Raw genomic sequence first — 22,076 nt, forward strand, 5'->3', positions numbered from 1 at the left:
AAACCGGCTCGCGTTCAGGCTGCATGAAAATCAGACATTCATTAATTAGGCCCGCTTGGCCTAACTAGGGTTTACCGCCATGCGAGTTGTATCGCCAGGCCACACGGTTACCGTGTAATCAACCGGCTGATCGTCTTCGTTGAAAGCTCGCTCCACTCGCACAAGCACGCATGCTGCGGGATGCAGCGCGAGCATCGCGGCCTCTGTGTCACTGGGATGACGGGCACAGATGTAGCTGTCCCCGATTTTGATCGGGCTCCCCGCGCATGCCGCCAATACTTCGTGCCATGGCTCATCGATTACAGCCGATGCGGCTAGAGGGGTGTTCTCCGTGGCGACGCTGGGAGCAATGTAGCTCACGCGAAACTGAACAGGATTGCCCGCGGAATCCGTCGTCACACGCCGCCGGACAACTACGGGAGCAGCGAGGTCGGCAAGACTCAGTGCCATTGCCACCTCGGGCGGTGCGGGTTCGCTGCGAACGTCGATGCTGTGGCCGGCGACGGACACGGTGCCCGTCGTGGTTATGACTTGCGCTGTGCGCACCGTAGGCGTAGGCGCGGGCACCCCTTGTCTTGAGACGGCGCCTAGACCGCCCTTCACGATCGTTTCACGTGCCGAGGCAGGCCGAATCGCTATATGCCCCCGCGTGCCTTCTGGGCGCGCGTACCCCGCGTTGACCAGCTCCGAGAGGACACGGCGTGCCGTTGTCGTGCTCACGGTCCACCGCACAGACATGTCCCGGATGGACGGCAGAAGCGCGCCCACCGGGTAGTTCCCCGCCTCGATATCCGCGATGAGTTCATCGCGGATGATCTCGTACAGCGGAGCCTTCGACTGATCTTGATCCTGGTGCTCGCTGGCCTGCAGTGATGCGGATGCGTCCCCTGTGCCATTGGCGGCCATCTTGCACCCCCTTCCACGTGCGGAAACTTCTCCATCGAACCCTAATGCACACAACTGTGCACGTCAATCTGTGCATGCACACTTGCGCGCGCACAGTCGAACGTGCATCCTGTGTGTACGCAATCGAGTGCACACAACTGAGTGCACACAGCCGTGGGGTTTGGCTCGGATGGAGGTGATCTTGGGTGACTGGTCTTCAGAGTGCACACCACGCCCGACTGATCACGGCTATCCGCACCCTGGCCGAGCTGCTCGACAACTGCACGGATGGCCTGATCTCCGGCGCTCTCGCCGCCACGGTGCTGCTGCTGGTGATCGTGGCGCTCCACGCGACGGCCGATGCCCTGGAGACCTGCCCTGACGTGCTGACCCTCTACGCCCCACGTTGGAAGGGAGCTGATCACCGATGATCTACGGCAAGTACCGCAAAGGTCACCGCGTCCGACTCATCGACGGGCTTCGCACCCTGGCCGCCTACCTGGAGGATCGGCCGGAACTGCCCGTACCGCACGATTCGAAGGTTGCTGTCAGCGTCCTGTACGGCACCGATGACGAGAAGGAAGCCGAGGTCAAGCGCATCGCGTGCTTGATCGGTTCGGCCCTCGACCCCGAGGCCCTGTCCCACGGTCACCTCACCGCCAAGGTGAGCTTCGGACCGGTGCAGTACAGCGTCACGGCGATCACGGAAGCCGCGACCGCGCGATGGGACGGCTGGTGGTCCTACCGCGACGCCATTTCCCCAGACCCGCCCGCAGGGGCGTGACCGTGGACATCCCACTGGTGATCATCGTCCTCGCTCTCATAGCCGCGCTGGCCGTACTGGCGCTGTTTGTGGTGCTGGTCATCGGCATCCGTGCCGACGATCGCACCCGAGCACCCCACAAAGGCCCCCGTAGCGAGGTCGAGCACCTGACACGGCGAGTTCTCCTCTACGCCCGCCCTCAGGAGCGCCCTGGGGGCGATGTGCCCAGCTCAGAGCCCGAGCGAGAGAGAAGGAGGTGATAGCGCTGCGCACATTCCCGCTGACGCGTGGGTGCCTCTGTGGTGCCGCTTTGGAGTCCAACAACCAGCGCTGCCGCAAGTGCCGCGCCCGCGCTCGCTGGCGTCGCCGCAAGGCCCGTCACGACGGCATCTGACCTCACGTTTCGTCACGTCCCGTGCGACCCAAGGTGGGAAGGAGGTGATATCCGGTGACCGTCTCAATTCCGCTCGTGCTGCTGCTCGGCGTGGCCGTTGTGCTGGCCGTGCGCTACCTGAAGCTCCGCCTGTGGATGGCGCTGATCTGTGCCGTGTTCGGCTACCTGCTGGCCGCAACCACGCTGGCGCCCGAGATCGACCGCGCTCTGAGGGCGTTCCTGGACTGGATAACCCCTGGTCCCTGACCTGTCCACCAACCCGAGAGAGGTGATGCCTTCGTGTCCTACCGCCACCCCTATCCTGACCCGGCTCTTCAGGAGGTCCTCGGCCGCAACCGCATCGCACACGAACTGATCGACACCTTCGCCCGCTCCACCGTCACCCTGAATGACCTCTGGCAGCACGTCACCGCCGCCCTCCAGGACACGCCCGTTCTGGTCGCGGAGATCATGCGACTCCGCACCGAGATCAGTAGGAACCGGCTCAGCCGATCAAACCTCATCGCCGCCATGCGCGCCGCGTTGCACGCCGACCGCGACGGGGAGCCCGACCCCCTGTCCTACCTGCGAGACGAACTCACCGACCAGGCAGGCCCCGATACACAGACCAGCGCGGACGGCGCCGCATGACCTGGCCACCCTCCGACCCCGACAACACGGGCAGCCCCTCCGGCTCGACCCCGTTGAACGGATTCGCCTGGTCTGCCCCACCAACGGAAAGCGATCACACAACGGCAGGTGCCAGCAGCGGTCCCGACCCCCACCGCGCCGGCCCCACCCCCGCCCCCGAGATCGGGGACGCAGAGGAGGATGCGTTCTTTGATCGGGAGTCGGTGCCCCTCGACCGACCGGCGGTCGGGCCGCCGGTCGATCGGCCCGATGATGCTGGCGTTGTCCCCGACCAGTCACAGACCGGTCGGGGGCGCGCCCCGATCCTGCCATCGTGGACGCGCACACGAGCCAGTAGGCGCGCCATGCTCGCCTGGTGGGCCAGAGATGCCGCCTACGTGCTCGGCTACCACACGGTTCGCCTGCCCAAGTACGCGCTCAAGACGGCGGTGTATGCGCCCATCGGGTTCGTCGCCGGCGTCGCCCGCGTGCTGCGCTGGGCCAGCGCTGAAGAGGGCAATCACGCGCTGCGGCAGGCCGCGGCCGATCGCAACGACCCCGCGACGTGGCTCAAGCTGGACAAGCAGCGCGAGCGGCAAGCGCGCTGGCGCTGGTCGGTGCTGCTGCTGGTCTGTCTGCTGACGGGGGCGTCGGTGGCGACGCTGCTTCTGCTGGACGTGACGGCGCCGGATTGGGCACGGTGGGCGCTGCTGGCCGTGCTGGTACCGATCATGGCGCGCGTAGGGCGTCCGGAAGACAAGCGCATCACTGATCGAGTCAGCCACGGGCCGCGCTATCGCAAGCTCACGGCCGAGCTGGTACGGCGTGCCCTGCTCAGCATCGGCATTGGGGCGATCAACCAGGCCGTAGCCAAGGACCAGCACGCGATCAGCTTCCCGACCGACATCCATCGCGACGGTCCGGGGCACCTGGCGATCGCGGATCTACCCTTCGGCGTGGAGGCCGCCGAGGTGGTCGCGCGGCGGGGACGGCTCGCGTCCGCGATGCGGCTCCCCCTCGACCAGGTGTGGCCGGACGCAGCCGCGGGCCATCCTGGGCGGCTGGCGCTGTGGGTGGGCTACCAGCCGGCCAGCAAGATGCAGACGCCACCCTGGCCGCTGCTGAAGAGCGGCAGCGTGGACGTGTTCAAATCCTTCCCGATCTTCACCACGCCACGCATGGAGATCGTCAACGCCATGCTGATCTTCCGGAACTGGCTGATCGGCGGACAGCCCGGGTCGGGTAAGACGTTCCTGCTACGGCTGCTGGTCCTGGCCGCCAGCCTCGACCCGCGCGCCGAGCTGCGGGGGTATGAGTTCAAGGGCGTCGGCGACTTCACGGTGGTCGAACCGGTCTGTGCCGAGTACGGCAACGGCCAAGACGACCAGACCATCGGCAAGGCCGCCGCGCTGATCAAGTGGCTGTACCACACCGAATGCCAGCAGCGCGCCGCGAAGATCAGCCACTATCACGCCCTCGGCATGGCCCCGGAGAACAAGGTCACACCCGAGCTCGCGTCCCGCAAGGGCTCGGGGCTGCATCCGCTGGTGGTCTTCCTCAACGAGGCGCAAGAGCTCTTCCAGCACAAGGATCACGGCGCGGAAGCCGGGGAGCTATGCGAAAAGGTGATCAAACTCGGGCGCGCGCTGGGCGTGATCCTGCTGCTCGACACCCAGATCCCGGACAAAGACAGCCTGCCCACCGGGATCACCCGCAACGTCAACACCCGCGTGTGCATGTCGGTACGCGACCAAGTCGCCAACGACATGATCCTCGGCACCGGCATGTACAAGGCAGGCTACCGCGCCACCGTGTTCGAACCAGGCGACGACACCGGCCCCGGTGATGCCGGCTGGGGCATCGTCGTCGGCGTGGGCAAGCCTGGTGCCCTCCGTAGCTTCGAGGTCAACGCCGACCAGGCCAAACAAGTCGTCGCACGAGCAATCGAGATGCGAGTAGCGACGGGCACCATGCCCGAACCCGACACCCAGACCCGACCCGATCCGCCCGCCTTCGACCTCCTATCCGATCTCGCCCGGGTCTGGCCAGCCGGGGAAGACGCCGCGTGGAACGCCGACCTGTGCGCGCGACTGGCCGAACTCCGGCCGCAGATCTACGGCGGATGGCGCTCAGAACAGCTCACCAGCGCGCTGAAGCCGCTGGGTGTCAAGGTCGGCCCCATCGGCCGCCGCATCGACGGCAAGAAGCACACAAGGCGCGGTATCTACCGCGCCGATCTCGCCCAAGCGATCGCAGAACGTAATCAAATCAGCCGTCCGGACTGAGCGCGGACGGTGCTTCCGGAAGCAGATGGCTCTGCTTCCGGAAGCACCCCCGCTAGCAGCCCAAAACACGCTCTGAACAGGCCGGTAGCAGGTAGCGACCTGACCTGAGACCAACCCCAAAAGCCCCTCAGGAGGTGGTTCCTTGACCCCATGCACGCTCATCGCTTCCGCAGCGATCACTGGTCTGATGCTGCTCACGCTGCGTTACATCTACCTCTGGTACGCCCGACCGTTCCGCGAACATGCCCGATGCAAGGGCACCGGCCGCATCCCCTATCTCTTCGGCCGTGGCTGGCGCTTCTGCCCCCGCTGCAGCGGCACCGGACTACGCCTCAGGATCGGCCGCCGCGCGTGGAACCGCATCCGTCGACTCCAGCGTGAGGCGGCTCTAACCGACGACCGGTCAACCGCCCGAAGGAAGGTGACGCCCAACGAGGGGACGGGAGCCGACGAAGGGAGGTGACGCACCTGAAGGCATACAAAGTCGAGGAGGTAGCCGAACTCCTAGGTGTAGGGCGGGACAAGATCTACGGACTGATCAGAACCCGCCAACTTCGCAGCATCAAGATAGGGCAATCAAGGAGGATCACCGATCAGCACTTGGCCGAATTCATCGCATCCCTCGAACAAGTCGATCAAGACTGATTCCGGTAACTGCATTGCAGTGCAATGCGCCTGCGCTCACACTCTCGGACAGAACCACAGCGCGAGGCCGAGAGCTAGGAGAACAAGTTGCCCACCGAAAACTACACGCTGCGACTCGACGGTGAACGTCGGAGGCAACTCCAAGAGATCGCAGACGAACAGGATCGCGACATAGCCTATGTCATCCGTAAGGCCATCGACGAATACATAAGCCGCTGCAAGAAAAGTCCCGGTCGCCACGAAGCTGGTGGTATGCCTCAAAAGCAGGCCGGGACACGCCCCGCGAAAATCGATTGAAGGGAGAGCGGATGGCAACAGTCTACATCGGCAAGCACCAGGCCAGTATCTATCGCGAAGGAAATGGATACACAGGAGCCCTATCACTCGGCTTCGATGCGAAAGGAAAGCGCCAGCGAATCAAGCGGAAGGGAAGAACCAAGACTGAGGTCAAAGAGAAGCTCATCGAGGCAGTCGAAGAGCTAGAGGCAGGCATCAAGACGGAGCAAACCTACACCGTCGAGGACTGCATCAACGACTGGCTGGAGAAGGGGCTCAAGGGCAGAGCGGAGTCCACGGTGAAGAGCTATCGCTCACTAGCCGTACACCAGATAATTCCGCACATCGGAAAGATCAAGCTCAAGAAGCTTACCGCCGATGAGCTTGATGACTGGCTGGACGAAAGAGCGGAGGAGCTCTCGACTCGCACCCTACGCCTCATCCACCAAATCGTTAAATGGGCAATACGTCATGCCCAGAAGAGAGACAAGGTCCAACGAAACGTCGCGAGCCTCGTCGATGTCCCGGAAGGACAAGAAGGTCGCCCATCAAAAGCCTTGAACCTCACCCAGGCAAAGGCTGTCATTCGCGCAGCACTCCCGAGCCCGATCAAGGCGTATGTGATCCTGTGCCTTCTCTGCGGGATACGCACCGAAGAAGCTCGCGCCCTTAGATGGACAGAGGTAGACCTAAAAGCAGGCACGGTTGCGGTTTACCGCGCCGAACGAGTGAACGGAGACACCAAAACACCAAAATCCCGCCGCGTCCTCAAAATCCCTAAGTGGGGCGTACGAGTCCTGACCGAGCTACACAAAGCCAGGGCAGCAGAACGCCTCGCATCAGGAGAACGAGGAGAAGACACCGCAAACGTCTTCCGCCGAGAAGACGGAACCCCGATGAACCGCTATTACATCTGGCGGGAATTCAGGCTCATCACAGAGGCAGCCGGGATAGGCACCAATTGGTGTCCGCGAGAGCTACGGCACAGCTTCGTGTCCTTGCTGTCCGCTCACGACGTGGCGATCGAAGAGATCGCCCGCATCGTTGGTCACTCATCAACACACGTGACTGAGACCGTCTACAGGCAAGAGATCAGGCCGGCCCTCACCAGGGGCGCGGTCGTGATGGACAAGATCTTCAAGCCGCAAGCCGGGTAGAGCAGTGGCTCCCCGTTTGGCTCCCAAAGATCAACAGTAACCCCCGCCTCCCCTTCTGAGCAGTCGAGAGAGCCGGAATCCCATCGGCTTGACCTTGACGCGACGTCAACGTTTCTAATCGGGGTTGATCGCGCCGAGAGAGAGGAACCCGATGGGCCGAGCCGTGCTGCGGATCGTGGGATTCGAGTTGAAGGGGCTGGCCGCCATCGGGCTGTGGATGATGCGGCGTCGGCATGGCGTGCCCGACGGGGCGGCCGTGGCGACGTACACGAAGGCGCAGACGTTCGTGCTGTCGCTGATGCTGTTCGCGATGGCGGTCGAGACCGTGGTGATCGATCTGCTGCTGGTAGCGCTCGATGTGCCGGCCTGGCTGCGGTTCGCGGTGCTCTACGCCGACGTGTACGGGCTCCTGTTCGGGGTCATGACGGCCGCCGCCTGCGCCACCAGGCCCCACGTCATCACCTCCGACGAGCTGCGCATCCGGTACGGCGTCTACTTCGAGCTGCGCGTGCCCGTCCAGCAGATCGCCTCCGTGCGGACCAGCCGCAACTACAACGAGAGCAGCATGGTCGCGGTCAAGGACGGGCGGCTCAGCGTGGCGGTCGCCTCGCAGACGAACGTGACGATCGAACTGACCGAGCCGATCGCCTTCGTGCGCCCGCTCGGCGGCCCTGCCGAGGCCATCTCGATCCGTTTCTTCGCCGACCAGCCGGAGATCGTCCTGGCGGCGCTGCGGCCCGGTCTGGCCCTCCATTCATAGGCCTAGGCGAACCCGTTCTGGCGGGTTACGTTCCTATGAGCACCATCTCGGGATCTTCCACCCTCGACCTCGGATGGAGGCACCACCATGCCGCTCACCTGCGGAAAAGGCATGCGATTAGGCATCGCCGCAGTGATCGCGTCATCCCTCGCGATCGCCCTGCCGGGTATACCCGCCCGGGCCGCCGCATCGCCGGACATCTCCCTGGCGAACGTCAAAGCCCACCTCGCCCAGCTCCAGTCCATCGCCACCGCCAACGGCGGCACCCGCGCGCACGGCCGCCCCGGCTACCTGGCCTCGGCCAACTACGTACGGGGCCAGCTGGACGCCGCGGGCTTCACCACCACCCTCCAGTCGTTCACCTACAACGGCGCCACCGGCTACAACGTCATAGCCGACTGGCCGGGCGGGGACCCCAACGACATCCTCATGGTCGGCGCGCACCTCGACAGCGTCACCGCCGGGCCCGGCATCAACGACAACGGCTCGGGCAGCGCGTCCATCCTGGAGACCGCGCTCGAAGTGGCCCGCCAGTCGCTCCAGCCGGCCAAGCACCTGCGCTTCGCCTGGTGGGGCGCGGAAGAGCTGGGGCTGCGCGGATCGCAGTTCTACGTGAACAACCTGCCGGCCGCGGACCGCGCGCGGATCAAGGCGTACCTGAACTTCGACATGGTCGGCTCCCCCAACCCCGGTTATTTCGTGTACGACGGCGACAACTCCGACGGCACCGGCTCCGGGCCCGGCCCGGCCGGGTCCGCGCAGTTGGAGAAGACCATCCAGGACTACTTCACCTCGATCGGGGTGCCGACCCGGGGCACCGACTTCGACGGCCGCTCCGACTACGGGCCGTTCATCTCGGCGGGGATCCCGGCGGGCGGCACGTTCACCGGCGCCGAAGGCATCAAGTCCTCGGCCCAGGCCACGCTGTGGGGCGGCACGGCCGGGCAGGCGTTCGACGCCTGCTACCACCGCTCCTGCGACACGTCGGCCAACATCAACGACACCGCGCTCGACAGGAACGCCGACGCGATCGCGTACGCGGTGTGGACGATCGCGACCGCGGTGCCGCCGGCCGTGGTCTGGCAGGACACGTTCGAGACGGCCACGGGGTGGACCGTCAACCCGTCGAGCACCGACACCGCCACCACCGGGCAGTGGGAGCGCGGCGACCCCGAGGACACCAACTCAAGCGGCGCCAAGCAGCTCGGCACCACCGTGAGCGGCTCCAACGACCTGGTGACCGGCCGGCTCGCGGGGACCTCGGCCGGTGACTACGACATCGACGGCGGCGTCACCTCGATCCAGTCGCCGCCCATCATGCTCCCGTCCACGGGCCCGCTGAACCTGTCGCTGTCGTGGTACCTGGCGCACGGCTCGAACGCCTCCAGCGCCGACTACTTCCGGGTACGCGTGGTCGGCACCACCACGACGACGGTGCTGAACCAGACCGGTTCGGCCGCCAACCGCAACGGCGCCTGGGCCACGGCCACCGCCGGCCTGGACGCGTTCGCGGGCCAGACGGTCCGCATCCTCATCGACGCCGCCGACGCCTCGGGCGCCTCCCTGGTGGAGGCCGGCGTGGACGACGTCAAGATCACCCGCTAGGGGGATCGCGAGGCCGCGCCCGACCATGCTGCCGGACGCGGCCTCGCCTCCTGGACCTCGCCTCCAGGACCTCGCCTCGGAGGACCTCGCCTCCTGGACCTGGCCCCCTGGGCGTGCGTTCCCCGGCCGAGGTGATGTGCTCGGCCGGGGAGCCCTCAGTTCCAGGGCGGAGCGGCGGGTGTCAGCTTGCCGTCTTGGCGGCCAGGGTCGCCGCCCCAGCGGCCGTCCTCAAAGGGATGGAACGGAGGTTGAAGGCATAGCGGGCGATCGAGTCGGCGATCGCGTCCACGTCCACGTCCAGCGCCGTGTCGTTGATGTTGGCCGTCGTGTCGCACGCCTGGTGGTAGCAGACGTCGTACGCCACCCCCGCCGTACCGCCGAACAGCGCCGCCTCCTCGGCCGTCTTGATCCCCTCGGCACCCGTGAAGATCCCGCCCGACGGGATCCCCACCGCGATGAACGGGCCGTAGTCGGAGCGCCCGTCGAAGTCGGTGCCGACGGTGGACAGGTGGCGCGAGCCGTAGAAGGCCTGGAGCTGCTTCTCGATCTCGGCGGATCCGGGCGGCCCTGCCGGGGAGCCGACGTTGTCGGAGTTGTCCCCGTCATACAGCTTGTACGCGTAGTTCGGCGAGGCCACCATGTCGAAGTTCAGGTACACCCTGATCCGATCGCGATCGGCCTCGGGCAGCGACTCGACGTACTGGTCGGACCCGAGCAGGCCGATCTCCTCGGCGGCCCAGAAGGCGAAGCGGACCTTGTTCTTCACCGGGAAGTGCGCCATCTCCTCGGCCACCTCCAGGATCGAGGCGGTGCCGGAGCCGTCGTCGTTGATGCCGGGACCGGCGGTGACGCTGTCGAGGTGGGCGCCGGTCATCACGACGTGGCGCGGGTCGCCGAAGCGGGATTCCGCGATCACGTTGTCATTGGTGCCGAGCACGAGCTTGGAGTCGACCTTGAGCCGGACGGTCGCGCCGGGCGTGGACGCCAGCTCGTTGCCGACGGCGAAGTCGGCGAACACCATCGGGACGTTGGCCCGCCACTCGCCGATGTCCAGCGGGAACGCGTCGGTCCGCCCCGGCTGCCCCTCGTTGAACACGATGATCCCGGCAGCTCCCGCGCGCCCCGCGTTGCGGATCTTCTGGGCGAAGGCGCAGGTGCCGCGCTGGATGAGCGCGATCCGGCCGGGCACGAAGCCGGCGAAGTCGGACTCCTCGCAGCCGCTGTTCGAGGAGGGCGCCGGGGTCGGCGGCAGCGTCAGGTCCACGCCCTGGACCTGCGTGGTCACGTCACCGGCCGGGGAGGGCTCGAAGGAGTAGAAGTCCTCGTTCGGCACGTACGACTTCGAGCCGGGCGCCGTCAGCGCGAGGGTGGGGGGTGCGTTCTCGGACCAGCTCTCGACGTAGCTGATCGGCTGGAGCGTCACCTTGTACCCGGCCTTGCGCAGCCTGCCCGCCACGTAGTCGCGGGAGGCGTTGTAGCCCGGCGTGCCCGCGGCGCGCGTGCCGCCGTTGGCGGTGGCGATCGCCTGCAGGGCCTCGAGGTGCTTCTTGACGTTCGGGCCCTTGACCTGTTTGACGAGCAGCTTGGCGAAGACGTCGTCCAGGCCGACGGCGCCGGCGGGCGTGGCCATGGCCAGCGGTAGGGAGAGTGCGGTGATCAGTGCGATGGCGATTCGACGCATGAAGATCCCTCTGCTGAACGGGAATGCGGCAAGTCCCCCGAGCCGCCAGGCGAACGTAACCCGCCCCGGGGATCACTGAGAAGGCGACACGTGCGTCAAAATCCGGACATCTCTAATGGTCTACCGCCGACGCCGGCGCTGTAGGGTCACTCGCCGCGACGGGCGCGGGCGCGGCGTTTGCCCTCGTGCATCGCCTGCACGCGGGCGACCGGGATCGTGTGCCCCTGCTCGACCAGGTCCGCGGGCAGCCGCTGCGGCTCCGGCATGAGCTCGGCCCACGGGTCGGCCCCCTTGAGCAGCTCCGCCGCCGTGTGAACGGTGAAGTCGGCGGGCGCGACGTCCTCGAGCGACTCCCACGCCACCGGGAAGGACACGGGCGCGCCGGGACGCACGCGCGGACTGTACGCGGCCACCACCGTGGCCCCGCCCGCCCTGGTCGAGTCGATGAACACCTTGCCGGCGCGGTCTTCACGGATGAACGCCGTGGTGGCCAGCGCCGGGTCCAGCCGCTCGGCCCGCGCGGCCAGCGCGCGGGTGGCCGCCGCCAGGTCCTCCATGCCGGTCCCCTCGGCCACGGGCACGAACACGTGCACCCCCTTGGCCCCGCTGGTCTTCACCGCTCCCGCCAGCCCGGCGTCGGCCAGCGCCTGGCGCACCAGCAACGCCCCGCGTACGGCCAGCGAAAAGGCGTCACTGCCTTCGGGCGGGTCGAGGTCGAGCACCATGTGCGTGGGATGCTCGCCCAAGAAGAGCGCCGGGTGGTACTCCACGGCCCGCTGGTTGGCGAACCAGAGCAGCGTCTTCCTGTCGTTGCACAGCGCGTACGTCACCTGCCTGCGTGACGCCTCGGCCCACACGGAGACCGACCTCAGCCAGTCGGGGGCGTACTTGGGCAGGTTCTTCTGCATGAACGGCTCCTGCCCCGGCCGCACCCGGATGACCGAGAGCGCCCGGTCGCGCAGGGCCGGGATGATCCGGTCGCTGACGGAGTCGAGGTAGTCGACCAGGTCGCGCTTGGTCGCCCCCGCTCCGTCGAAGAGCGGCTGGTCGAGGTTGGTGAGCGCGATCCCGTCGCGCGTCTCGTCGCTGGCCACGCCCTACCATGCCCATGACGTACATCCGAAATCAACAACGGGGGGCCCGATGACCCGATATCTCTACCTCGCCCGCCACGGCGAGGCCACGCCGGACGAGAGCGGTCTGACAGAGAACGGCCGCCGCCAGGCCACGCTGCTCGGCCGGCGGCTGAAGGACGTCCCCCTCGCCGCCATCCACCACGGCCCGCTCCCCAGGGCCGCCCAGACCGCCCGCCTGATCGCCGAGCAGCTCCCGGACGTGCCCGTGCGGGTCTCCGAAGCCGCCGGAGACTTCGTCCCGTACGTACCGGAAAAGGAGGAGCTGCCCCCGCAGCACGCGGAACAGCTCCTGGGCTTCGTCGGCCGCTTCCCGGAGGACGACGGCGCGCGGCTCGCCCGCGAGGCCGAGGAGCTGTTCACCGGGCCGGTGGAAGGCACGCGCCACGAGTTGGTCGTCACGCACAACTTCCTGGTCGGCTGGCTTGTCCGTGCCGCGCTGGACGCCCCGGACTGGCGCTGGCTCGGCCTCAACCACGGCAACGCCGCCCTGACCGTCATCAGGTACGCGCAGGACCGCCCGGCCTCCGTCCTGTTCTTCAACGACATGGGGCACCTGCCCGCCGACCTGCGGTGGACAGGCTTCCCTCCGGAGCTACGCCTCTAGGTGCCCACCGCGCTCAGGCTGGGGCCCTTTGAAGGAAGGGATGGGCAGCGGGCCGTGTCCCACAGTCGCACGGCGGGGGCCGATCGGCCGCCGTGGTCGCTGGCGGTCGATCGGCCCCCGGTGTTCAGGTCAGGAGGTCAGGGCTTCTTCCAGGGCTCGAAGTAGGCCACGGTCCCGAAGTCGAAGTCCAGGCTGTCGTTCGTGCTCCCGCTCGTCGCGGTCGCGCCGGTCACGAAGATCCGCACCCCCGCGGCCGCGTCCACGGCGACCCCGTGCGGCTGGTCGGACGCGCCGGCCGGCCCGTCGTACCGGCCCGTCCAGATCTCCTGTCCGGTGGCGGCGTCGTACGCGACCGTCACGTAGTCCTCGCCCTTGGCCTCGTCGTCGGCGCTCTGCCCGGTGACGACGGCCTTGCTGCCGTCCGGGGTCACGGCGACGTCCCAGGCGAAGTCCTCGCCCTTGGCCTGCCCGTCGCGGCGCTGCACCCACGACCGCTGACCGGTGGCCGGGTCGTAGGCGATCGTGGTGAAGTCGGACCGCGTGCCCTCCCCCTCGGTGTTGCCGGTGACGTACAGCTTGCCGCCGCCGGGGGCGAGGGTGATGGCGTGGGGGGTGTCGCTGCCGTGCGCCGGCCCGTCGTACCGGTCCGTCCAGAGCTCCTTTCCTGTGGCGAGGTCGTAGGCGATCGTGGTCACGTCGGTCTGGGTGCTCCCGTTGTCGGCGGACCCGGTGACGTAGACCGCCTTGGCGTCGACGGCCATGCCGGACGGGATGTCGGTCCCGTTCCCCGTGCCGTTGTACCGGCCCGTCCAGAGCTGCTCGCCGGTGGCCGCGTTGTAGGCCACCGTGCCCCAGTCGGCCAGGCCCGTGCCGGACGGGCCGCTGCTCTGGCCGGTGACGAAGAGCTTGGCCCCGTCCGGGCTCAGCCCGATCTTCCTCGCGTCGTCGGTGCCGCCTCCCGGCCCGTCAAAGTGCTGCAGCCAGGTGCGCTCTCCGTTCGCCGCATCGTACGCGATCGTGAAGTAGTCCTCCTTGCCGGCCTCGCCCAGCGTGGTCATGCCGGTGATGTAGACGCTCTTCCCGTCCGGGCTGACCGTCACCGCGTTGGACCAGTCGGAGCCGTTGCCCGGCCCGGTGTGCCGCGCGACCCAGAGCTCGGCCCCGGAGGCGGTGTCGTACGCGATCGTGACGGCGTCGTTGCCGGTGTCGTCCGTCCCCGCGCTCAGGCCGGTGACGAAGAGCCTGCTCCCGTCGGGGCTGACCTTGATCGCCGCCGGCTCGTCGAAGGTGCCGGCGGGACCCTTGTAGCCCTTGCTCCAGAGCCGGGCGCCGGTAGCCGCGTCGTAGGCGACGGTGGTCATGCTCGGGCTCAGCAGGCCGGGGGAGGTTCCGTAGCTCGCGCCGGACACGTACACCCGCTTGCCCTTGGGGTCGAGGGCGACGAACTCGGCGGAGTCCTTGCCGCCCACGGCCCCGTACGTGGCCGACCAGGTCTCGGGCACCGGCCGTACGAGGACGGGGATACGTACGGAGTGCCGCCGGTCCTTCCACGTCAGCTGACCGCCCACGTAGGCGTTCATCGGGGCCGTGGTCCGCGTGAACGTGACCGTGAACGACTTCGTCTGCCCCGGCCCCAACGTGAGCCTGCCCGGCGAGACCTTGACCGTCACCCCGGCCAGCCCGGCCGTGGAGGCGGTGTACGTGGCGGCCGAGCGGCCGACGTTGGTCACCGAGCGCGTCACGGTCTGGATGCCGGGCAGCCGCCCGACCGAGATCGAGGGGCCGTTGAAGTCGCTGGCATCCAGCGAGTACCCCTTCTTCTTCAGCGCGTCGCACACCTTCTGCGCCACGCCGCCGGTCGTCGCGCAGAGGAACGCCGTCCAGTCCTTCACCCCGCTGTCATAGACCAGCCCGGGATCGGCAGCGCTGTTCGGGGCGACGTGGCCCGCGCCCTGACCGAAGATCACCTTCGGGTCCGTGCCGGGCCCGTCCAGGACGTCGGTGCCGCTGGTCATCAGGGCCGACTTGACCGCCATCGGCGACCAGTCGGGGTGCAGGTCCTTCAGCAGCGCGGCGAGCCCGGCGACGTGCGGGGCCGACATGGAGGTCCCGCTCATCATGCCGAACTCGGCCCCGTTGTTCCCCGGCGGCGCCGTGGCCGCGAGGATGTCCTGCCCGGGAGCGGTCAGGTCGGGCTTCAGCAGGTCGCCGCCGCCGGCCGACAGCGGGCCCCTGGAGGAGAACGAGGCTAGGTACGGAGCCGGGACGTCGTCGCTGATCTTCGCCTGGTCGATCGTCGCCGTCGCACCGCTCGTGGCGGCGTAGTCCTTGACCGCCTGCCGGTCCTTCACCGCGAGGTGCACGGTGGGGATGGGGTGCAGGTCGGCGTTGAGTGAGTTCTCGTCGACGTTGACGAGGACCACGCCGACGCCGCCCGCCTCGGCCACGGCCGCGCTCTTGTCGACGCGCGGCGTCACCCCGCGATCGCAGATGACGATCTTGCCCTTGACCTTGGCCGGGTCGAGGACCGGTTTGCCGTCGTTGTTCCTGGTCGCGTAGCACTGCGCCACCATGGTGGCGTCCGCGCCGGGCAGCCCCGCCGCGCTGGAGTCGATCAGGGGCGCCGGGCCGGCCTTCGTCGCCAGCGAGGCCCCGGTGTACGTCGTGCCGTTCCCGAGCGTCACCGACCCCTGCGTGCCGCGGTTGTGCGTGCCCGCCGCGACCGTGGTCACCCACGGGGAGGGGTGGTTGACGGTGGAGGCGGCGGGGCCGTCGTTCCCTGCCGACGCGGAGACGAAGATGCCGGCCTGCGCGGCCGCCATGAACGCCGTCTCCGCCGGGTCGAGGAAGTCGGTGGCCGTACCGGAGACCGAGTAGTTGATGACGTCCACGCCGTCGGCCACCGCCTGGTCGATGGCCGCGACCAGGTCGGAGTAGTACCCGTTGGCCGTCGAGGCGTCCTGCGCCGACCAGAGCGCCTTGTAGATCGCCACCCGGGCGCGCGGCGCCATGCCGCTGATCGCGCCGAACGCCGCGGCCGGCCCGGTCGCGGGCACCGCGTGGTTACCCGCCGCCGTCGAGGCCGTGTGCGTGCCGTGCCCGTTGTAGTCGACCGCGGAGGTGAACTCCCAGGGCAGGAACTCCTTGACGCCGCCGTCACCGCCCCAGGCCGCGTCGAAGTGCCGCGCCCCGACGATCTTGCCGTTGCACACGGCCGGGCTGGTCTGCGGGCACTCTCCATGGAAACCGCGTATCGGCTTGTACGGCTTACCGCTGCCGTCAGGGTTGGCGAAGCTCTTGCTCGCCGGGGTGACGCCGGTGTCGATCACCCCGATGACCAGGCCGTCGCCCGCGCCCTTGCCGTGCCTGCCGCCGGTGGGGCCGCCGAGCTGGTCCCAGAGGCCACCGGGGGCGTCGAGGCCGAGGAAGTGCGGCGTCGACGACGTCTGCACCGTCACCTTCCTGTCCTCGGTCACGGCCACGACGTCGGGCATGGCCCGCAGCTCCCGCACCTGCGACTCGGTGAGCTTGGCCGCGAAACCGCCGTACGAGTACACGTACTCGTAGAGCTTCTTGCCGCCGCCGACCTTCTTCAGCGCGGCGTCGTGCCGGCCGCGCAGGTGGTCCGCGTACTTCTCCACGTCGGCCGAGCCGGGGTCGATCTTCTCGCCCTGCTGGGGCTTGGTGGTGGCCAGCCCGGCCACATCACCCTCGTACGTGGCGACGGGGTCCGCCGCCATCTGCACGATGTAGGTCTTCTGCTCTTCGGGGGCGGCCTCCGCCTCGGCCGCGCCCGGCCAGGCCACCGCGATCAGCGCGACCGCCGCCACGAGTAAGCGGCGTCCACGCGTAGATTCGGACAGGTCCATCGTCGCCCTTCCATGCACCGCCGCTGATCATGCGGATGATCGCCGAGGCTAACCAGGGGCGGACTGGAGCGACATCCGTACCGAATACGGAAATTTGGGCATTACGTAGATCCGGTAACCTGGCTTTCCGCTGATATTTCGTCATCAGGGCAGGTAGGGGGTGGTCACATGCCCCGCGTGGCCCCGTCGGGCGCCCTCTCCGATGTGCTGATCGGCCGCGGTTCCGAGCTGGCGCTCCTCCGTACCGTCATCGCCTCCCCGCCCTCACTCGCCGTCATCGAAGGAGAGGCGGGCATCGGCAAGAGCCGCCTGGTCGGCGAGCTGCTCGCGGCGCCGGAGCCGGCCGGGACGCGCCGGCTCGTGGGGCAGTGCGAGCAGCTCCAGGAGCCGCTGCCGCTCTCTCCCCTGCTCGACGCCTTCCGCCTGGCGGGCGACCTCGCCGCCGCCGGGCCGTTCAACCCGGTCGTGGGCGCGCTCGCGCCGCTGCTGCCCGAGCTCGCCGAGCACCTGCCGCCGCCGCTGCCCGCGCTGCCCGACCAGCGGGCCGAACGCCACCGGGTGTTCAGGGCGGCCGTGTCCCTGCTCGACCGGCTGAGCCCCTTGGTGCTCGTACTGGAGGACGTGCACTGGGCCGACGGCGGCACGCACGACTTCCTCGCCTTCCTCGCCGCCCACCAGCCGCGTGACGTCTCGGTGATCCTCACGGTCCGCACCGGGTCGGGGTCGCTGCCGGTCCGTGAGGCCTTCGCCCGCGCGCCGTCGGGTCCCGCGCGGGTGGTCAGCCTCACCCCGTTGAGCCCGGCCGAGGTGGAGGAGCTGGCGCGGAGCATCCTCAAGACCGATCTGCCCCATACGTTCGCCGCTCCGCTCTACGAGAAGACCGGGGGCATCCCGTTCGTCGTGGAGGAAGTGCTCCGTACGCTGCTGGAGCGCCTGCCCGCCGGCGAGATCCCCTGCCGCCCCGACGTGCTGGCCGGCCTGGCGGTCCCGACCGTGTTACGTGACGTCGTGCTGCAACGCCTGTCCTCGCTCGACGACGCCGCGCGGGAGATCCTCGGAGCCGCCGCCGTCATCGGCATGACGCCCGACGACCGGCTGCTGGCGGAGGTCACCGGCCGCGGCGCTCTGGAGATCGCCACAGCGCTCGCGTCGGCGCAGGCCGTGGGGCTGCTGCACGAACAGGACGGGCAGTCCTCGTTCCGTCATGCGCTGGCCCGGCAGATCGTGTACGAGTCCGTGGCCGCGCCGTCGCGGCGGTGGCTGCATCTCAGGACCGCGCAGGCCCTGGAGTCGGGGGCCGGTCCCAGGCCGGTGGCCCGGCTCGCCCACCACTTCCGGCGCGCGGGCCGTACCGGCGAGTTCGTGGCGAACGCGGAGGCCGCCGCCGACACGGCCCTGTCCCACGGCGACGACGCCACGGCGGCGCGGTTCCTGCTCCAGGCGCTGGAGACCGGCTCGCTGGAGCGCGAGCACCGCGTCCGGCTGGCCGTCAAGCTGGGACGGGCGGCGGTGGACGGCCTGGCCCACGCGGAGGCCGTGCCGACGCTCGAACGCCTCCTCGCCACCGAACCCCTCCCCGACCAGCTGCGTGGCGAGCTCCGCTTCGCCCTCGGCCGCCTGCTCCGGCAGCAGGGCGAAGCGCGTGCGGGCTATCTCCAGATCGAGCGCGCGGTCGACGACCTCGGAGAGCGGCCCGCGCTGCTGGGGCGGGCGCTGGCCGTGCTCGCGGCGCCGGAGACGGTGGTGGACCGGCATGTGAGCGACCACGCCGCCTACTGCGACGAGGCCGAGGAGGCCGCCCGCCGCAGTGGGGACCCCGATGTGGACATCGCGGTACGCATCGCGCGGGCGTCCCTCCTGCTGGAGCAGGGCGATCCGGCAAGCTGGCGGCTGATCGACGACCTGCTGCGTGACGACCGGCTCAGGAGCGTGCCCCGCGAGCATGCCCGCGCCTGCCTCAACTGGGCCCAGGGCGCGCTGCACATCGGGCGGCTCGACCGCGCCGAGGCGCTGCTGGCGGAGGGGCGGCGGGTGGCGGACCGGGCCGAGTACCTGCGGGTGATGGAGGTCGTGGAGCTGGTGACGGCCGCGGTCGATCGGGCGGCCGGACGGTGGGACGGCCTGGAGCCCCGGCTCCGCCGCCTCGGAGGCGCGTCCTCGAATGCGGAAGGCGGCGGGACGACGGCCTTCCCTGCCGCGTCGCTGGATTCGCGGCTGCTGCGGGGTGCGTTGCTGGCGGCGACGGGTCCGGCCGAGGAGGCCGTGGCGTGCCTGGGCGAGGTGATCGCGATCGCCGAGCGGGTCGGGGCCGTGTGGCCGCTCATCCCCGCCCGGATGACGCTCTCCCGCCTGCTGCTCACCCTGGACGACACCGCGGGCGCGGCCGAGCACGCCACCGCCGCGCTCACCCTGGTACGGGCCAAGGGCAACTGGGTGTGGGGCGCGGAAACCGTCCTGTGCCTGGTGGACGCGCTGGGAAGAACGGCCGGGACCGTGGAGCTCGTGGACGAGTTGGCCGCCGGCCTGGAAGGCGCCGACGCCCCGGCGGCGCAGGCCGCGCTCCTGACCGCCCGCGCCGGGCTGTCCCAGCGCGCTTCGGCGGCCGACCGGCTGCTCGACGCCGCACGTACCACCTTCCATGATGCCGGGCTGCGTTACGAGGAGGCCCAGGCCGCGGAGCGCCTGGGCCGATGGCGCTGCGAACGCGGCACCCCGGGCGGCGGGCACCTGCTCGAAGGCGCGCTGCACCGGTACGCCGCGATGGGGGCGGACCGGGACATCGCCCGCGTCTGCCGCGTCATGCGCCAGAACGGCGTACCCATCCCCTATCCGTGGCGGGGCGGACGGCCCTCACACGGGCAGACGCTGTCGTCGAGGGAGCGCGAGGTGGCGCTGCTGGCGGCGGAGGGGAAGACGAACCAGGAGATCGCCACCGAGCTGTTCCTGTCCAGACGCACTGTGGAGAGCCACATCGCCAGCGCGCTGCGCAAGCTGGGCCTGCCCTCACGCAAGGAGCTCAGGACCCTGACCGAACGGGTACGACGCAACAAGTAGGAGTCACCGATCCTGACGGGACTTCACCGGGGACCGGCCAGGCAGCAAACTGGTCTCTGCGGCCATCGCCCTGTGCTTCTCCGACGCGAACCGTGGCTCTTCGGAGGAGCATCACGCGGTGGCCGTCACCATGTCCGCCCTCAGCGCCGGCTTTCGGAAAATCCGCACCCGCTTCGGCGATCGATCGCTCCTGATCATGAACCGCTTGCCATCATGTGCACACACGGAGTGAGGCCCGGGGCGGCCATGGCGAAGGTAGGAGTGCGTGAACGTAGAGGCAGAGATCCTCGACTTGAAACGCCGAGTGGCAGCTCTCGAGACATTCGTGCGTTCCGGCAGGAACCCCGGCCAGCGCTCCCACCACTCCGGCCTCGTACCGGCACAGACCGGCCCGAACAGGCCCGGCCCGCCGGCCCACGTCCCGGAGACGGCGATGCGCCTCGCCGAGCTGAAGGCCGAGATCGCGGACGTCCGCACGGAGGTGGGCCAGGACTTCGAGGCTCTCATCGTGGAGATCGCCGGTTTCCGCGCGCAGACGAACGAGCACTTCAAGTCCACCCAGTCCGAGATCATGGAGAAGTTCGACTCCCTCCGGTGCGAGATGATCGACCTCGCGCTCAGACTCGACCGCCTGCTGGAGACGAACGGCGCGTGACAGCCCCCCTGGACCGGGAGATGTCGCAGACGCAATCATCGGCGCATGAACGCTGACGTCATCGTCGTCGGAGCCGGCCTGGCAGGCCTGGTGGCGACCTGCGAACTCACCGCCAAGGGCAAGAAGGTCGCCGTGGTCGACCAGGAGAGCGCGGCCAACCTGGGCGGCCAGGCATTCTGGTCCTTCGGCGGCCTGTTCCTGGTCGACTCGCCGCAGCAGCGGCGCATGGGGGTGAAGGACTCCTTCGAGCTGGCCTGGAACGACTGGCAGGGCAGCGCCCAGTTCGACCGGCTCGAGGACGAGGACTCCTGGGCCGTACGGTGGGCGCGCGCCTATGTCGAGTTCGCGGCCGGGGAGAAGCGCGCCTGGCTCGACCGGCTCGGCATCAAGCTGCTGCCCACCGTCGGCTGGGCCGAGCGCGGCGACCTGCGCGCGGACGGGCACGGCAACTCCGTGCCGCGCTTCCACGTCACCTGGGGCACCGGGCCGGGCGTGCTGAGGCCGTTCGTCGCCGGGGTGCGGCAGGCGGCCGCCCGCGGGCTGGTCACCTTCTACCACCGCCACCGGGTGGACGAGCTGGTCATGAGCGGCGGCGCCGTGAAAGGCGTGCGCGGCACGCTGCTCGCCGAGGACGACTCGCCGCGCGGGGCCGCATCCAACCGCGACGAGGTCGGCGAGTTCGAGCTGGCCGCGCCCGCGGTGATCGTCACGAGCGGCGGCATCGGCGGCAACCACGACCTGGTGCGCCGCTACTGGCCCGAGCGGATGGGCAGCGCCCCGGAGAGCATGGTGACCGGCGTGCCCGCGTACGTCGACGGCCGGATGCTGGACATCAGCGCCGAGGCCGGGGCACGGCTGGTCAACCGCGACCGCATGTGGCACTACACCGAGGGCCTGCGCAACTGGGACCCGATCTGGCCGGGCCACGGCATCCGGATCCTGCCTGGGCCCTCCTCGATGTGGTTCGACGCGCTGGGACGGCGGCTGCCGGACCCCTGCCTGCCCGGCTACGACACACTGAGCACGCTGCGCCACCTGCGCGGCACCGGCCACGACCACTCGTGGTTCGTGCTGACCCAGCGGATCATCGAGAAGGAGTTCGCGCTGTCGGGCTCCGAGCAGAACCCCGACATCACGCGCAACGATCGCAAGGCGTTCCTCCGCGAACGCCTCCTCGGCAAGGGCGCCCCCGCCCCGGTGGAGGCCTTCAAGCGCAACGGGGCCGACTTCGTCGTGGCCGACACCCTGGACGAGCTCGTGGCCAAGATGAACCAGCTCACGATCGAGCCGCTGCTCGACGCCGACCTCGTGCGCCGCCAGATCGAGGCCCGCGACCTGCAGGTCGCGAACCCGTACAGCAAGGACTCGCAGATCCAGGGCATCCGCAACGCCCGCCGCTATCTCGGCGACCGGCTGGGCCGCACCGTCACGCCGCACCGCATCCTCGATCCGGCCGCCGGACCGCTGATCGGGGTCATGCTGCACGTACTCACCCGGAAGACGCTCGGCGGCATCCAGACCGACCTCGACTCGCGCGTCCTGGGCCTGGACGGGCGGCCCATCGACGGGCTGTTCGCGGCAGGGGAGATCGCCGGGTTCGGGGGTGGCGGGGTGCACGGCTACAACGCTCTCGAGGGCACCTTCCTGGGCGGCTGCCTCTTCTCCGGGCGCCAGGCCGGCCGCGCCGCAGCCGGCTGA

At 69.0% G+C, this 22,076-nt stretch carries 19 protein-coding genes; 15 read left to right on the top strand and 4 right to left on the bottom strand.

What is annotated here, in order from left to right; translation table 11 throughout:
- Positions 1 to 60: 60 nt before the first annotated feature.
- A complete protein-coding gene (locus tag AB0J64_RS32400; protein ID WP_364035288.1) occupies positions 61 to 906 on the bottom strand; it encodes a GntR family transcriptional regulator in 846 nt (281 codons plus the stop codon).
- 185 nt (positions 907 to 1,091) lie between these two features.
- On the opposite strand from AB0J64_RS32400, the gene AB0J64_RS32405 reads away from it, so the two are divergent.
- The 11 genes from AB0J64_RS32405 to AB0J64_RS32455 all read left to right on the top strand — a co-directional run bounded on the left by AB0J64_RS32405 (position 1,092) and on the right by AB0J64_RS32455 (position 9,379).
- Complete coding sequence (locus tag AB0J64_RS32405) at positions 1,092 to 1,316, top strand: hypothetical protein (RefSeq protein ID WP_364035291.1); 225 nt, start codon at positions 1,092 to 1,094, stop codon at positions 1,314 to 1,316.
- Complete coding sequence (locus tag AB0J64_RS32410; protein ID WP_364035294.1) at positions 1,313 to 1,669, top strand: hypothetical protein; 357 nt, start codon at positions 1,313 to 1,315, stop codon at positions 1,667 to 1,669. Before AB0J64_RS32405 ends, AB0J64_RS32410 begins: the two co-directional genes overlap by 4 nt.
- A gap of 2 nt (positions 1,670 to 1,671) precedes the next feature.
- Positions 1,672 to 1,908: a hypothetical protein gene (locus AB0J64_RS32415; RefSeq protein ID WP_364035297.1), complete on the top strand. Its 237-nt coding sequence runs from the start codon at positions 1,672 to 1,674 to the stop codon at positions 1,906 to 1,908.
- A 188-nt stretch (positions 1,909 to 2,096) separates the two neighbouring features.
- Positions 2,097 to 2,288 (top strand): hypothetical protein, encoded by a 192-nt coding sequence (locus AB0J64_RS32420; RefSeq protein ID WP_364035300.1) that lies wholly within the window; start codon positions 2,097 to 2,099, stop codon positions 2,286 to 2,288.
- 33 nt (positions 2,289 to 2,321) lie between these two features.
- Positions 2,322 to 2,672 carry a hypothetical protein gene (locus tag AB0J64_RS32425; RefSeq protein WP_364035303.1) on the top strand — a complete coding sequence of 117 codons (351 nt, stop codon included), beginning with the start codon at positions 2,322 to 2,324 and terminating at the stop codon, positions 2,670 to 2,672.
- 344 nt (positions 2,673 to 3,016) lie between these two features.
- The gene (locus AB0J64_RS32430; protein ID WP_364035306.1) at positions 3,017 to 4,936 is read left to right on the top strand and encodes a cell division protein FtsK; all 1,920 of its coding nucleotides are present in this window, start codon (positions 3,017 to 3,019) and stop codon (positions 4,934 to 4,936) included.
- Positions 4,937 to 5,395: 459 nt separating this feature from the next.
- Complete coding sequence (locus tag AB0J64_RS32435) at positions 5,396 to 5,581, top strand: helix-turn-helix domain-containing protein (protein ID WP_364035309.1); 186 nt, start codon at positions 5,396 to 5,398, stop codon at positions 5,579 to 5,581.
- Between the two features lie 87 nt (positions 5,582 to 5,668).
- Positions 5,669 to 5,878 (top strand): hypothetical protein, encoded by a 210-nt coding sequence (locus tag AB0J64_RS32440; RefSeq protein WP_364035312.1) that lies wholly within the window; start codon positions 5,669 to 5,671, stop codon positions 5,876 to 5,878.
- Positions 5,879 to 5,889: 11 nt separating this feature from the next.
- Positions 5,890 to 7,014 (top strand): tyrosine-type recombinase/integrase, encoded by a 1,125-nt coding sequence (locus AB0J64_RS32445; RefSeq protein ID WP_364035315.1) that lies wholly within the window; start codon positions 5,890 to 5,892, stop codon positions 7,012 to 7,014.
- A gap of 151 nt (positions 7,015 to 7,165) precedes the next feature.
- Complete coding sequence (locus AB0J64_RS32450; protein WP_364035318.1) at positions 7,166 to 7,774, top strand: hypothetical protein; 609 nt, start codon at positions 7,166 to 7,168, stop codon at positions 7,772 to 7,774.
- 111 nt (positions 7,775 to 7,885) lie between these two features.
- Entirely contained in the window at positions 7,886 to 9,379 is a 1,494-nt protein-coding gene (locus AB0J64_RS32455) for a M28 family metallopeptidase (protein ID WP_364035321.1), read from the top strand.
- A 181-nt stretch (positions 9,380 to 9,560) separates the two neighbouring features.
- On the opposite strand, the gene AB0J64_RS32460 is transcribed toward AB0J64_RS32455, so the two are convergent.
- Both AB0J64_RS32460 and AB0J64_RS32465 read right to left on the bottom strand, forming a co-directional pair.
- Complete coding sequence (locus AB0J64_RS32460) at positions 9,561 to 11,060, bottom strand: M20/M25/M40 family metallo-hydrolase (RefSeq protein ID WP_364035324.1); 1,500 nt, start codon at positions 11,058 to 11,060, stop codon at positions 9,561 to 9,563.
- Between the two features lie 146 nt (positions 11,061 to 11,206).
- Positions 11,207 to 12,154, bottom strand: a complete 948-nt coding sequence (locus AB0J64_RS32465) for an ATP-dependent DNA ligase (protein ID WP_364035327.1) — start codon at positions 12,152 to 12,154, stop codon at positions 11,207 to 11,209.
- A 49-nt stretch (positions 12,155 to 12,203) separates the two neighbouring features.
- On the opposite strand from AB0J64_RS32465, the gene AB0J64_RS32470 reads away from it, so the two are divergent.
- The gene (locus tag AB0J64_RS32470; RefSeq protein ID WP_364035330.1) at positions 12,204 to 12,800 is read left to right on the top strand and encodes a histidine phosphatase family protein; all 597 of its coding nucleotides are present in this window, start codon (positions 12,204 to 12,206) and stop codon (positions 12,798 to 12,800) included.
- Between the two features lie 137 nt (positions 12,801 to 12,937).
- Here AB0J64_RS32470 and AB0J64_RS32475 read toward each other — a convergent pair whose 3' ends face one another.
- Positions 12,938 to 16,669, bottom strand: a complete 3,732-nt coding sequence (locus AB0J64_RS32475) for a S8 family serine peptidase (protein WP_364035333.1) — start codon at positions 16,667 to 16,669, stop codon at positions 12,938 to 12,940.
- 168 nt (positions 16,670 to 16,837) lie between these two features.
- Here AB0J64_RS32475 and AB0J64_RS32480 point away from each other — a divergent pair, with 168 nt between their 5' ends.
- The 3 genes from AB0J64_RS32480 (at position 16,838) to AB0J64_RS32490 (ending at position 22,076) form a co-directional block, all read left to right on the top strand.
- A complete protein-coding gene (locus AB0J64_RS32480; RefSeq protein WP_364035336.1) occupies positions 16,838 to 19,723 on the top strand; it encodes an AAA family ATPase in 2,886 nt (961 codons plus the stop codon).
- 265 nt (positions 19,724 to 19,988) lie between these two features.
- The gene (locus AB0J64_RS32485; RefSeq protein ID WP_364035339.1) at positions 19,989 to 20,378 is read left to right on the top strand and encodes a hypothetical protein; all 390 of its coding nucleotides are present in this window, start codon (positions 19,989 to 19,991) and stop codon (positions 20,376 to 20,378) included.
- A 45-nt stretch (positions 20,379 to 20,423) separates the two neighbouring features.
- Positions 20,424 to 22,076 (top strand): FAD-binding dehydrogenase, encoded by a 1,653-nt coding sequence (locus AB0J64_RS32490; RefSeq protein ID WP_364035342.1) that lies wholly within the window; start codon positions 20,424 to 20,426, stop codon positions 22,074 to 22,076.

Origin of the sequence: Nonomuraea sp. NPDC049695 (assembly GCF_040674955.1) — a bacterium.
In the GTDB taxonomy this organism is placed as follows: Bacteria; Actinomycetota; Actinomycetes; order Streptosporangiales; family Streptosporangiaceae; genus Nonomuraea; species Nonomuraea helvata.

Bases quoted from the DNA above. Each gene is read 5' to 3' on its own strand.
- AB0J64_RS32470 (WP_364035330.1), top strand. From the start codon at position 12,204: ATGACCCGATATCTCTACCTCGCCCGCCACGGCGAGGCCACGCCGGAC.
- AB0J64_RS32400 (WP_364035288.1), bottom strand. From the start codon at position 906: ATGGCCGCCAATGGCACAGGGGACGCATCCGCATCACTGCAGGCCAGC.
- AB0J64_RS32460 (WP_364035324.1), bottom strand. From the start codon at position 11,060: ATGCGTCGAATCGCCATCGCACTGATCACCGCACTCTCCCTACCGCTG.
- AB0J64_RS32480 (WP_364035336.1), top strand. From the start codon at position 16,838: ATGCCCCGCGTGGCCCCGTCGGGCGCCCTCTCCGATGTGCTGATCGGC.
- AB0J64_RS32450 (WP_364035318.1), top strand. From the start codon at position 7,166: ATGGGCCGAGCCGTGCTGCGGATCGTGGGATTCGAGTTGAAGGGGCTG.
- AB0J64_RS32475 (WP_364035333.1), bottom strand. From the start codon at position 16,669: ATGGACCTGTCCGAATCTACGCGTGGACGCCGCTTACTCGTGGCGGCG.
- AB0J64_RS32410 (WP_364035294.1), top strand. From the start codon at position 1,313: ATGATCTACGGCAAGTACCGCAAAGGTCACCGCGTCCGACTCATCGAC.
- AB0J64_RS32490 (WP_364035342.1), top strand. From the start codon at position 20,424: ATGAACGCTGACGTCATCGTCGTCGGAGCCGGCCTGGCAGGCCTGGTG.
- AB0J64_RS32430 (WP_364035306.1), top strand. From the start codon at position 3,017: ATGCTCGCCTGGTGGGCCAGAGATGCCGCCTACGTGCTCGGCTACCAC.
- AB0J64_RS32455 (WP_364035321.1), top strand. From the start codon at position 7,886: ATGCGATTAGGCATCGCCGCAGTGATCGCGTCATCCCTCGCGATCGCC.
- AB0J64_RS32445 (WP_364035315.1), top strand. From the start codon at position 5,890: ATGGCAACAGTCTACATCGGCAAGCACCAGGCCAGTATCTATCGCGAA.